11 protein-coding genes are annotated in these 12,244 nt (G+C 64.0%); 6 read left to right on the forward strand and 5 right to left on the reverse strand.

Going from position 1 to position 12,244, the window contains the following annotated elements; all coding sequences use genetic code 11:
* Window positions 1-61 precede the first annotated feature (61 nt).
* The gene (locus IAE37_RS12880) at window positions 62-1,678 is read left to right on the forward strand and encodes an inorganic phosphate transporter (protein WP_201174171.1); all 1,617 of its coding nucleotides are present in this window, start codon (window positions 62-64) and stop codon (window positions 1,676-1,678) included.
* Between the two features lie 100 nt (window positions 1,679-1,778).
* Window positions 1,779-2,162 (forward strand): hypothetical protein, encoded by a 384-nt coding sequence (locus IAE37_RS12885; RefSeq protein WP_201174173.1) that lies wholly within the window; start codon window positions 1,779-1,781, stop codon window positions 2,160-2,162.
* Between the two features lie 56 nt (window positions 2,163-2,218).
* Here the strand turns inward: IAE37_RS12885 and IAE37_RS12890 are convergent, their stop codons facing one another.
* The 3 genes from IAE37_RS12890 to IAE37_RS12900 form a co-directional block, all read right to left on the reverse strand.
* Window positions 2,219-2,914, reverse strand: a complete 696-nt coding sequence (locus IAE37_RS12890) for a glutathione S-transferase N-terminal domain-containing protein (protein WP_201174175.1) — start codon at window positions 2,912-2,914, stop codon at window positions 2,219-2,221.
* An 84-nt stretch (window positions 2,915-2,998) separates the two neighbouring features.
* A complete protein-coding gene (locus IAE37_RS12895; protein WP_201174177.1) occupies window positions 2,999-3,496 on the reverse strand; it encodes a PaaI family thioesterase in 498 nt (165 codons plus the stop codon).
* A 57-nt stretch (window positions 3,497-3,553) separates the two neighbouring features.
* Window positions 3,554-4,936 (reverse strand): amino acid permease, encoded by a 1,383-nt coding sequence (locus IAE37_RS12900; RefSeq protein ID WP_201174180.1) that lies wholly within the window; start codon window positions 4,934-4,936, stop codon window positions 3,554-3,556.
* A 254-nt stretch (window positions 4,937-5,190) separates the two neighbouring features.
* Between IAE37_RS12900 and gcvA the strand changes: the two genes are divergently transcribed.
* Together gcvA and IAE37_RS12910 are read left to right on the forward strand one after the other, a co-directional pair.
* On the forward strand, window positions 5,191-6,087 hold the full coding sequence (gcvA, locus tag IAE37_RS12905) for a transcriptional regulator GcvA (protein WP_201174182.1): 897 nt from the start codon (window positions 5,191-5,193) through the stop codon (window positions 6,085-6,087).
* 135 nt (window positions 6,088-6,222) lie between these two features.
* The gene (locus tag IAE37_RS12910) at window positions 6,223-7,473 is read left to right on the forward strand and encodes a 2-aminoadipate transaminase (RefSeq protein WP_201174184.1); all 1,251 of its coding nucleotides are present in this window, start codon (window positions 6,223-6,225) and stop codon (window positions 7,471-7,473) included.
* Window positions 7,474-7,476: 3 nt separating this feature from the next.
* Here the strand turns inward: IAE37_RS12910 and IAE37_RS12915 are convergent, their stop codons facing one another.
* The gene (locus tag IAE37_RS12915; RefSeq protein ID WP_201174186.1) at window positions 7,477-7,779 is read right to left on the reverse strand and encodes a hypothetical protein; all 303 of its coding nucleotides are present in this window, start codon (window positions 7,777-7,779) and stop codon (window positions 7,477-7,479) included.
* 182 nt (window positions 7,780-7,961) lie between these two features.
* Between IAE37_RS12915 and IAE37_RS12920 the strand changes: the two genes are divergently transcribed.
* A complete protein-coding gene (locus tag IAE37_RS12920; protein ID WP_201174253.1) occupies window positions 7,962-8,387 on the forward strand; it encodes a hypothetical protein in 426 nt (141 codons plus the stop codon).
* Window positions 8,388-8,461: 74 nt separating this feature from the next.
* Window positions 8,462-10,573 (forward strand): elongation factor G, encoded by a 2,112-nt coding sequence (gene fusA, locus IAE37_RS12925; RefSeq protein WP_201174188.1) that lies wholly within the window; start codon window positions 8,462-8,464, stop codon window positions 10,571-10,573.
* A 111-nt stretch (window positions 10,574-10,684) separates the two neighbouring features.
* Here fusA and IAE37_RS12930 read toward each other — a convergent pair whose 3' ends face one another.
* Window positions 10,685-12,127, reverse strand: a complete 1,443-nt coding sequence (locus IAE37_RS12930; protein WP_201174190.1) for a SulP family inorganic anion transporter — start codon at window positions 12,125-12,127, stop codon at window positions 10,685-10,687.
* Between the last annotated feature and the right edge of the window lie 117 nt (window positions 12,128-12,244).

Genomic DNA, 12,244 nt, shown 5'->3' on the forward strand with positions numbered 1-12,244 from the left:
CGGGCAATTGTTTCTATGCTCAAGGCCCTTGGCACCTTTGCCACCGTCACTCGGAGCCATCATGGCAACCCCGTCACTGGCCAGCCAGCAACAGCTGGCCGAACGTGATTCCCGCCCGGAACTCTCGCACAAACCCGGGCGTGCCACGCTCTTCATGTTCGTTGGCCTGTTGCTGGCCGGCATCGCCTACACCGCCTGGAGCCTCAAGCAGGACGTCAGCGCCAGCGGCACGGTGGTCACCACGGTCACGCCATTCCTGCTGCTCGGCCTGGCCTTGCTGATCGCCCTGGGCTTCGAGTTCGTCAACGGCTTCCACGACACGGCCAACGCCGTCGCCACGGTGATCTACACCCACTCGCTGCCGGCGCCGGTCGCGGTGGTGTGGTCGGGGTTGTGCAACTTCCTCGGTGTGCTGCTCTCCAGCGGCGCGGTGGCCTTCGGCATCATCGCCCTGCTACCGGTCGAGCTGATCCTCAAGGTCGGCTCTTCGGCCGGCTTCGCCATGGTCTTCGCCCTCCTGCTGGCAGCGATCATCTGGAACCTCGGTACCTGGTGGCTGGGCTTGCCCGCCTCCTCCTCGCATACGTTGATCGGCTCGATCATCGGTGTGGGCGTGGCCAATGCGCTGATGCACGGGCGCGAAGGCACCAGCGGGGTCGACTGGAGCCAGGCCAGCAAGGTCGGCTACGCCTTGCTGCTGTCGCCCGTAGTCGGTTTCGCCTGCGCGGCCCTGTTGCTGCTGGCGCTGCGGGCACTGGTAAAACGCAGGGAGCTGTATCAGGCGCCGGAGGACCGAACCCCGCCACCCTGGTGGATCCGCGGCGTGCTGATCCTGACCTGCACCGGTGTATCGTTCGCCCATGGTTCCAACGACGGCCAGAAAGGCATGGGCCTGATCATGCTGATTCTGGTGGGCACGCTGCCCATGGCCTACGCGCTGAACAAGACCATGCCCAACGAACAGGCGCTGCAGTTTTCCTCCGTGGCCGAAGCCACACGGCAAGCGCTGGTGCGCAGCGCCCCGCAGGCACCGCCGGCTGACGTGCGCCAGACGCTGACCGTGTTCATTGCCGCGCCCAAAGCCGGCCCCGAATTGCTCCCTGCCCTGGCCCAACTGACCGGCGAGATTGGCGCGCAGGTGGAGGGATACGGCTCGCTCAAGGCCGTGCCTGGCGAAGCGATGGCCAACGTGCGTAACGACATGTACCTGGCCAGCGAGTCCATTCGCTTGATCGAAAAGCACCGCCTGCTGGTGTTCGACGCCGGCACCCGTAGCCAACTGTCGTCGTTCAAGGACGAGCTCGACGACGCCACCCGCTACATTCCTCTGTGGGTCAAGGTGGCGGTGGCCATCGCCCTGGGCCTGGGCACCATGGTCGGTTGGAAGCGCATCGTGGTGACGGTGGGCGAGAAGATCGGCAAGACCCACCTGAGCTACGCCCAGGGCGCCTCTGCCGAAGTAGTGGCGATGTGCACCATCGGCGCAGCGGATATGTTCGGGCTGCCGGTCTCGACCACCCATGTGCTCAGCTCAGGTGTGGCCGGGACCATGGTTGCCAATGGATCGGGCATTCAGAAGCGCACGTTGATCAACTTGCTGCTGGCCTGGGTATTGACTCTGCCGGCCGCCATGTTGCTGGCGGGCAGCCTTTATTGGCTACTGAGTCACGTCTTTTGACTACGGCCGTTACCTATCATTTTTACCAGTAGACGGTTGTCCATTTCCGCCCTAGCGTGATGGCCCTTCGCGCAGTGAAGCGCCAGTAGGGAGGGAAAGGATGCTCAACGAAATTCGACTCACGATCGACACCCACGCGGGCACATCGCCTGGAAGCCTCAAGGTTCGCCGCCAGGAATGGTGGAGCGACGGTTTTCGCATTGAAGCCGAAGGCATGGGCTATTGGATGCACCTGATCGGGCAACAGGGCCCTGAGCCCGGTTTCTACATACTGGAAAGCGACGACGACTGGGATAACCGCTTACAGGTCGAATTCGGTGCCCGTGACCAGCAAGCCGAGCCCATAGATGAAGGCGATTTCCTGCTCACCCACATCAATTACCGCTTTCATTGGTTATCAGGCGAATTCAACTTCAGCTGCAGCCGCGGTACCCAGCAGTTGAGCGTGAACTGCCTGGGTTTCGCGACCGACGAGCTGCACTGAGCCAGCGCAGGTCGAGGCCAGGCGGCTACCCTGCCCGGCCTCGCCCCCTACCGCCTTCAGCCTGGAATCTTCAGCCCACGCTGCACCGCCGGCCGCGCGAGGAAGCTGGCCAGCACGCGCTGAACTTCCTTGAACGCATCGAACCCCACAAGCTCTCGGGCGTTGTAGCGCTCCACCAGGTTGCGCACCCAGGGGAAGATGGCGATGTCGGCGATGCTGTACTCATCGACCATCCACTGGCGCCCTTCCAGGTGACGGTCGAGCACACCGAGCAAGCGCTTGGACTCATTGACGTAGCGGTCACGCGGACGCTTGTCCTCGTATTCCTTGCCAGCGAAGAAGTGGAAGAAGCCGACCTGGCCGAACATCGGCCCGATGCCGCCCATCTGGAACATCAACCACTGCAGGGTCTGGTAACGCTGGGCAGGATCCTGGCTCAACAACTGCCCGCTCTTCTCGGCCAGGTACTGCAAGATCGCTCCCGATTCGAACAACGGCAGCGGCTCGCCACCTGGCCCATCCGGGTCGAGGATCGCCGGGATCTTGTTGTTGGCGCTGAGCGAGATGAACTCGGGGCTGAGCTGGTCATTGCTGTCGAAGCTGACCTTGTGCGCCTCATAGGCCAGGCCGATCTCTTCGAGCATGATCGAGACCTTGACGCCGTTGGGGGTGGGCAGCGAATACAGTTGCAGGCGCTCGGGGTGTTGCGCTGGCCATTTGCGGGTGATCGGAAATGCGGAAAGATCGCTCATGGGCTCGCCTAGTCAGTGAGTGAACCGTCACTTTAAGGACAATGGCGCATCCTGGCCATCACTGCTCAGCGACCGATCACCACACTAGGCCTGCCCGTGCGCCTTGAGCTTGAGCTTCTCGGTGTCGACCCGCACGAACACCGAATCGGCGCTCACCGTGAGCACGGCGCCGGCCCAGACCTCGCAGATCACCCGGCTCTTGCGCCCGACCTCGCCCTCCACCCGCGCCTTGAGCAGTAACTCGACCCCCATGGGCGTGGGCTTGAGGTAGGTGATGCCGAGCGTGCCGGTGACGCAGTCGATGCGTGGCAGGCTCCCCGGCTCACGGCCTTCGGCGCGGTAGTGGTAGGCCATGGCGGTCCAGTTGGAGTGGCAGTCGACCAACATCGCCAGGAGGCCGCCGTAGACCAGGCCGGGCCAGCCGATGAAGGTGCTGTCGGGGGCATGGCGGCACACCAGGTGAACGCCATCGGCATCCCAGTGGCTTTGCAGGTGCAGGCCGCTGGGGTGGGCAATGCCACAGCCGTAGCAGGCACCTTCGGGGGCGGCGAGCGCCTGGAGGGAAAGGGTCTGGTCGTTCATACGCTGCCTGTGCTTATTGGAATGGGGGCTCGAAACGCCCCCATTAAAGCAGAAACCTCAGGCCGGCTGGGCAACCACCTTGGTGCCACGCTGGGTCAGCGAGACCAGCAGGATGAACAGGGTCACCCCGGCGGTCATCAGCGTTTCGTACCGGTAGGCGGGGCTGAACAGCATGTAGCCCAGGACCATCACGATAGTGCCGATCACCAGCCAGGTCAGCCAGGGGAACAGCCACATCTTCAGCTCCAGCATCCGGCCTTCGCGCTCGGCGCGGGCGCGCATGCGCAGTTGCGACACGGCGATCACCAGATACACCAGCAAGGCGATGGCGCCTGTTGTCGAGAGCAGGAAGCCGAACACCTTGCCCGGCAACACGTAGTTGACGAAGCAGCCGACGAAGCCTGCCAGGGTGGAGAGGATCACCGCCACGGTGGGCACGCCAGCGCCAGAGATCCGTTTGGTCATGCTCAGCGCCTGGCCGCGGGCACCGAGCGAATACAGCATGCGCGAGGCGGTATACAGGCCCGAGTTCATGCAGCTGGTGACCGCCACCAGCACCACCAGGTCGACCAGCAGCTTGGCGCCCGGCACGTTGAGTACCTCCAGAACGCGCTGGAACGAACCCACCGCTTTCAGGCCCGGGTCGTTCCAGGCCACCAGCGACACCACCAGGAAGATCGACGCCAGGTAGAAGATGGCGATGCGGTATACCACCAGGTTGGTGGCCCGGCGGATCTTGTCCTTGGGGTTGGCGGTCTCGTCGGCGGCGATGGTGACGATCTCGGCGCCGAAGAACGAGAAGATGGTGATCAGCACGCCGCCGAGCACGGTGCCGAAGCCATTGGGCATGAAGCCGCCGCTGTCCCACAGGCGGCTCACCCCGGACACCTCGGCCAGCGGCCAGACGCCGAACACGGCCAGGCTGCAGACGATGATGAAGGCCAGGATCGCGATGACCTTGACCAGCGCGAACCAGTATTCGAACGCGCCGAAGTTCTTCACGCTGACCAGGTTGGTGCCCGACAGCACCAGCATGATCAGGAAGGCGAACAGCCAGGACGGCACCGCCGGGAAGTACGCATGCAGGATATCGGCGCCGGCGATGGCCTCGACCGGGATGATCAGCACCCAGAACCACCAGTACAACCAGCCGATGGTAAAGCCCGCCCAAGGGCCGATGGCCTCGCTGGCGTAAGTCGAGAACGAACCGCTGTTGGGGTTGGCGATGGCCATTTCGCCAAGCATGCGCATCACCAGCAGCACCAGCAAGCCGGTCATGGCATAGGAGATGAGAATGGCCGGGCCGGCGGTGGCGATGGCGTTCGACGAGCCGATGAACAGCCCGGCGCCAATGATGCCGGCGATGGAAATCATGGAGACCTGACGGGAGGTAAGGCCGTGCTGCAGGGAACGCTGTTTCTTATTGTCTAGCGAAGCCATGGAGAACCCTCGAATGGGTCGGCCGCCACCTTGGACGGCTGAAGAGTTGGAGCAGAATACGGGTAAGTCTTGTTGCTCTTTTTGTTGTTCTGATCGCGGTGATGCGCACTTTCCTGCTACTTCGCAACACCGGTTGTAATCATTGATCGAGGTCAGTATTAATCTATAGGCCCGGCTCAACAAACGACCTTTTCGACGCACATGATTCCAATACGGAATGAACTCCTGACTTTTTTGCTCGGTACGCGCCCGCCATGTCCAAACGCTTGATGCCCTCCACAACGGCCTTGCAGTGCTTCGAAGCCGCTGCCCGCCACTTGAGCTTCACCCGTGCGGCGCAAGAGCTGCACCTGACCCAGAGCGCCGTCAGCAAGCAGGTGGCGCAGCTCGAGGAAATGCTCTCGCACTCGCTGTTCCAGCGGATTCGCCGGCGCCTGCACCTGACACCGGCAGGCGCGCTGTACCTGGCCGAGGTGAACAAGATCCTCACCCAGATCGACATCTCCAGCCGCTACATCCTCAGCTACGGCGACGAAACCGAGGTGCTGCGCATCGCTACCCAGCCCACATTCGGCGCCCGTTGGCTGGTGCCCCGGCTCAAGGGTTTCGGCGAACGCTACCCACGCATCCACCTCGACATCCGCAACGAACTGGAGCCGTTCGACCTGGTGCAGGCCAAGGCCGATGTCGCCTTCTTCTTCGGCCAAGGCACCTGGCCGGGGGCGACCTGCATCGAGCTGTTCAGCGAGGAGGTGGTTCCGGTGTGCGCCCCGCAATTGCAGGCGCAGTACCGCTTCGACAGTGCCGAAGCGCTCACCGAGCACCGGCTGCTGCAATGCGCGTCGCGGCCCGAGGCCTGGCACGAGTGGTTTCTCGGCCTCGGGTTGCACAGCCAGAACAGCTATCACGGGCCGCGCTTCGACACGTTCTATCTGTGCATCCGCGCAGCCATCGCCGGCTGCGGGATCGCCCTGATCCCGCGCTACCTGGTGGCCGAGGAGCTGAGCGAGGGCAAGCTGGTGGTGGCCTGGGACCACCCGGTGGCGAGCAACGGCCGGCATTTCATCGCCCATGCCGAGCATGCGGCGGAGGTGCCCAAGGTCCGGGCGTTCGTGCAGTGGATCCGCGAGCGGGTGGCCGAAGGCAATTGATGGCGCCTGTACGGCAGATAAAAATCCTGGCAACTTCATGAATCCAGGGAATGATTGCAATCCAATAATTCGTTTGCGGAATAATCCCCCGGCGCGCTTGGATATTAAGAAACTCGAACAAGGTCACGCGTGCCCATGAATCAGGAAAGTATCAGTCAGTCCATCGCCATCGTTCACCCGATCACACTTTCCCATGGCCGCAATGCCGAAGTCTGGGATACCGACGGCCAACGTTACATAGACTTCGTCGGCGGCATCGGCGTACTCAACCTGGGCCATTGCAACCCGGCCGTGGTCGCGGCCATCCAGGCCCAGGCCAACCGCCTCACCCATTACGCCTTCAATGCCGCGCCCCATGGCCCGTACCTGGAGCTGATGGAACGCCTGGGTCAGTTCGTGCCGGTCAGCTACCCACTGGCCGGCATGCTCACCAACAGCGGCGCGGAAGCTGCGGAAAACGCCCTGAAGGTGGCCCGAGGCGCAACAGGCAAGCGCGCGATCATCGCCTTCGACGGCGGCTTTCATGGCCGCACCCTGGCCACCCTGAACCTCAACGGCAAGGTCGCTCCGTACAAGCAGCGTGTCGGCGACCTGCCAGGGCCGGTGTACCACCTGCCCTACCCCAGCGCCGACACCGGCATTACCTGCGAGCAGGCGCTCCGGGCCATGGACCGCCTGTTCAGCGTGGAGTTGGCGGTGGAGGACGTGGCGGCGTTCATCCTCGAACCGGTGCAGGGCGAAGGCGGCTTCCTGGCCCTGGACCGGGGCTTCGCCCAGGCTCTGCGGCGCTTCTGCGACGAGCACGGGATCCTGCTGATCGTCGACGAGATCCAGTCTGGCTTCGGCCGCACCGGCCAGCGCTTCGCCTTCCCACGCCTGGGCATCGAGCCGGACCTGCTGCTGCTGGCCAAGAGCATTGCCGGCGGCATGCCGCTCGGTGCGGTGGTCGGTCGCAAGGCGCTGATGGGCGCGTTGCCCAAGGGTGGCCTGGGCGGTACCTACTCAGGCAACCCGATCGCCTGCGCGGCGGCGCTGGCCAGCCTGGCGCAGATGAGCGACGAGAACATCGCCACCTGGGGTGAACGCCAGGAGCAGGCCATCGTCCGCCGCCATGCGCGCTGGAAAGCAGGCGGGCTGAGCGCGTTCATCGGCCGCCTGACCGGTGTCGGCGCCATGCGCGGCATCGAGTTCGTCAATGCCGACGGCAGTCCCGCGCCAGCGCAACTGGCCAAGGTATTGGAAGCGGCGCGCGGCAAAGGCCTGCTGTTGATGCCCAGCGGCAAGGCCCGCCACATCATCCGCCTGTTGGCGCCCCTGACCATCGAGGCCGAGGTGCTCGAGGAAGGCCTGGATATCCTCGAGCAGTGCCTGGCGGAGCTGGAGTGAGCCTTACAGACCCAGCTCCTCGGGGGTGAGCATGTCGGACTCGAAGGCGATCCAGCCACCTTCGAGCTCGGCGTGGCCGTTGACGATCGGGCCGTAGTAGGTCAGGCCGTTCTCCAGGGTCACGCAGATGTGCGTGGCGGACTTCTCCGGGGCCGCGAGCGTACCGACGAAATGCACCTTCTTCAGGGTTTCGGTCACCGCCTCGAGGCCGACACGCATGCTCGGATTTTCCGAGGCTTCGGTGTCGCCGCCACGGTCTTCGGCGCTGATGGTGACGGTGGCGGTGTACGGGTACTTGGTGCTCAAGCGGGGTTACCTCAAAAGGGTGTCTGGGTATATGGGCGCGTAGAGTACGGTAGGCGGTCTCTGTTGTCTCTACTGGCCTCTTCGCGACCCGACTTGTCCCGCGAGGAGGCCGGGCCTGCAAAAGATGCCCCGATCTGTTAGGGTGCCCGCCGATGTACGCCACACCACACGAGGACACCCGAGTGAGCGCCGAAGAACCCCTGATCGCCGACCTGTTCGAGGTCGACAAACGCCTGACCCTCAAGCCTGTCGTGGACTTCAACAACTACCTGCGCAACGCCTTCGGCGACGGCCCGTGCACCTGCCACCGCTGCAGCGAAGGCACTGACCCGGCCAGCTACAGCCATCAGCACAGCTTCACCCTCGAAGGCCGCCAGCTGCACCGCCGCTTCGCCAGCACCGCCGGCAGCGATGTGCTGCAGGCACTGAAAAAAGCCTGGTTGTCGTACACCAAGGCCGACCTCAACCCGGTCGGCACGCTCGACCTGGCCACCCTCAAGACCTTCACCGAAGCCGCCCTGCATCCGCGCTTGCTGGCCCTGTTGCCGGCCAGCGGGCTGGCCCGCGAAGTGGACGGCCAATGGATGCTGCAAGCCCAGGCTGACTGACGCCCGGCGGCGCGGCAGGATTTTCCCGGTCTGCTACCTTGGGAGAATCCCCGCACCGCCACAGGTAGTCGACCATGGCCCGCACAACACCTATCGAGCTGTACCGCAACATCGGCATCGTCGCCCACGTGGACGCCGGCAAGACCACCACCACCGAGCGCATCCTGTTCTACACCGGGGTCAACCACAAGATGGGCGAGGTCCACGATGGCGCCGCGACCATGGACTGGATGGCCCAGGAGCAGGAACGCGGCATCACCATCACCTCGGCGGCGACCACGGCCTTCTGGCAAGGCTCGACCAAGCAGTTCGCCGACAAGTACCGCTTCAACATCATCGATACCCCTGGCCACGTCGACTTCACCATCGAGGTGGAACGCTCGCTACGCGTGCTCGATGGCGCGGTGGTGGTGTTCAGCGGCGCCGACGGCGTCGAGCCGCAATCCGAGACGGTGTGGCGCCAGGCCAACAAGTACCATGTGCCGCGCCTGGCCTACGTCAACAAGATGGACCGCCAGGGTGCCGACTTCCTGCGCGTGGTGAAGCAGATCGACCAGCGCCTGGGCCACCATCCGGTGCCGATCCAGCTGGCCATCGGCAGCGAGGAAAACTTCATCGGCCAGATCGACCTGGTGAAGATGAAGGCCATCTACTGGAACGAGAACGACCAGGGCACCAGCTACCGCGAAGAAGAGATTCCCGCCGAACTGCAGGCGCTGGCCGACGAATGGCGAGCGCACATGATCGAGGCCGCCGCCGAGGCCAATGATGAGCTGACCATGAAGTTTCTCGAAGGCGAGGAGCTGAGCGTCGATGAAATCAAGGCCGCCTTGCGCCAACGCACCATCGCCAACGAAATCGTCCCGACCATCCTCGGCTCGTCGTTCAAGAACAAAGGCGTGCCGCTGATGCTCGACGCGGTGATCGACTACCTGCCCGCACCGTCGGAAATCCCAGCGATCAAGGGCACCGACCCGAACCACGAAGACAAGCACCTGGAGCGCCACGCCGACGACAACGAGCCGTTCTCGGCGCTGGCCTTCAAGATAGCCACCGACCCCTTCGTCGGCACCCTGACCTTCGCCCGTGTGTACTCCGGCGTGCTCAGTTCCGGCAATGCCGTGCTCAACTCGGTCAAGGGCAAGAAGGAGCGCATTGGCCGCATGGTGCAGATGCACGCCAACCAGCGCGCCGAGATCAAGGACGTGTGCGCCGGCGATATCGCCGCACTGATCGGCATGAAGGACGTCACCACTGGCGACACCCTCTGCGACATCGAAAAACCGATCATCCTCGAACGCATGGACTTCCCCGATCCGGTGATCTCTGTAGCGGTGGAACCCAAGACCAAGGCCGACCAGGAAAAGATGGGCATCGCCCTGGGCAAACTGGCCCAGGAGGACCCCTCGTTCCGGGTGCGCACCGACGAAGAAACCGGCCAGACGATCATCTCCGGCATGGGCGAGCTGCACCTGGACATCATCGTCGACCGCATGCGCCGCGAGTTCAACGTCGAAGCCAATATCGGCAAACCGCAGGTGGCCTACCGCGAGAAGATCCGCAACACCTGCGAGATCGAAGGCCGCTTCGTCCGCCAGTCCGGCGGGCGCGGCCAGTATGGCCATTGCTGGATCCGCTTCGCCCCGGGTGACGAGGGCAAGGAAGGCCTGGAGTTCATCAACGAGATCGTCGGCGGCGTGGTGCCTCGCGAGTACATCCCGGCCATCCAGAAAGGCATCGAGGAGCAGATGAAGAACGGCGTGCTCGCCGGCTACCCGCTGATCAACCTCAAGGCCGCGGTGTTCGACGGCTCCTACCACGACGTCGACTCCAACGAAATGGCCTACAAGATCGCTGCATCCATGGCCACCAAGCAGCTGTCGCAGAAAGGTGGCGCGGTGTTGCTGGAGCCGGTGATGAAGGTCGAGGTGGTGACGCCCGAGGAGTACCAGGGCGATATTCTCGGCGACCTGAGCCGGCGCCGGGGGATCATCCAGGATGGCGACGAGACGCCGGCGGGCAAGGTGATCCGTGCCGAGGTGCCGCTGGGCGAGATGTTTGGCTATGCCACCTCGATGCGCTCGATGACCCAGGGACGGGCCAGCTTCTCGATGGAGTTCACCCGCTATGCCGAGGCCCCGGCCAGCATTGCCGATTCGATCGTGAAGAAAAGCCGCGGGGAGTAAGCGATAACCCTGTGCCGGCCTCTTCGCGGGTAAACCCGCTCCTACAGGGGGCGGTGAAACCTGTAGGAGCGGGTTTACCCGCGAAGAGGCCGGCACAGGCAGCAAGCAACTTCAGTGCTGCTCCCCTGCCCTGCGCAACAGCTTCTTGCAGCGCTCCGACAGATGCACCACGCGCAGCTGCTTGCCCGCCTTGGCATAGCGCTCACGCAGGGTCTTCAACGCCGCGATCGCCGAATAATCGACGAAGCGCAGGTGTTGGCAGTCCAGGGTCACTTTGGCCGGATCGCTGGCGGGGTCGAACTGGTTGAGAAACGGCGTGGTCGAGGCGAAGAACAAGGTGCCATGCACCTGGTAGTGCTTGCTGCCCTCGGCGTCTTCATGGCTGTCGGCGTACAGCTCGCGCGCATGCTGCCAGGCAAAGTTCACTGCGGCGATGACGATGCCGAACAGCACCGCTGTGGCCAAGTCGGTGAACACCGTGACCACGGTCACGGCGATGATAGCCAGCACGTCGCTGGCCGGCACCTTGTGCAGCACCCGCAGCGAGGCCCAGGCGAAGGTCTGCTGCGCCACCACGAACATCACCCCGACCAGCGCCGCCAGCGGAATGCGCTCGATCAGCGGCGACAAAAACAGCACGAACAGCAGGATCATCACGCCAGCGACCACGCCCGACAGCCGCCCACGGCCATTGGAGCTGAGGTTGATCACGGTCTGGCCGATCATCGCGCAGCCACCCATGCCGCCGCACAGGCCCGAGACCATGTTGGCGGCCCCCAAGGCCACGCATTCTCGATCGGGAAAACCGCGGCTCTCGGTGATCTCGTCGGTAAGGTTGAGGGTGAGCAGGGTTTCCAGCAGGCCGACCATGGCCATCAAAAATGCGTATGGCGCAATGACCTTCAGCGTCTCGAGGCTCCAGGGCACCTCGGGCAGGGCCAACTGCGGCAGGCCGCCGGCAATGTGCGCCATGTCGCCCAGGGTGCGCGTCGGCAGGCCCAGCAGGTACACCAGCAACCCCACGCCGAGGATCGCCACCAGTGCCGGTGGCACCGCACGGGTGAGCCTGGGCAGCACATACACCACCAGCATGGTCAGGGCCACCAGGCCGATCATCAGGTACAGCGGCGTGCCACTGAGCCAGGCTTGACCGTCCTTGAAGTGTTCGAGCTGGGCCATGGCGATGACGATCGCCAAGCCATTGACGAAGCCGAGCATCACCGGATAAGGCACCAGGCGCACCAGCTTGCCCAGGCGCAAGGCGCCAAACAGGATCATCACCACCCCGCCGAGGAGCACCGTGGCCAGCAGGTACTGGACGCCGTGCTGCACCACCAGGGCGACGATCACCACAGCCATGGAGCCAGCGGCACCCGAGATCATCCCTGGACGGCCGCCGAACAGCGCGGTGAGCGTGCAGATGATGAAAGCGCCATACAAGCCCATCAGTGGATTGAGGTGCGCCACCAGGGCAAAGGCGATGCACTCGGGCACCAGGGCGAAGGACGTGGTGAGACCGGCGAGCAGGTCGGCGCGGAGTCTGGCTGTTTTCATGGGCTTCCTGTGACGACACCCGCCCCGAGGCCCTGTGCGACTGCGCGCACAGGGTCGGGTCCGGGAACCGGATAAAAATCGAAGGGCGAGATGTTACGGAATTTGTCTAACAGCCAC

Origin of the sequence: Pseudomonas sp. S31, from assembly GCF_016648105.1 — a bacterium.
Lineage (GTDB): Bacteria > Pseudomonadota > Gammaproteobacteria > Pseudomonadales > Pseudomonadaceae > Aquipseudomonas.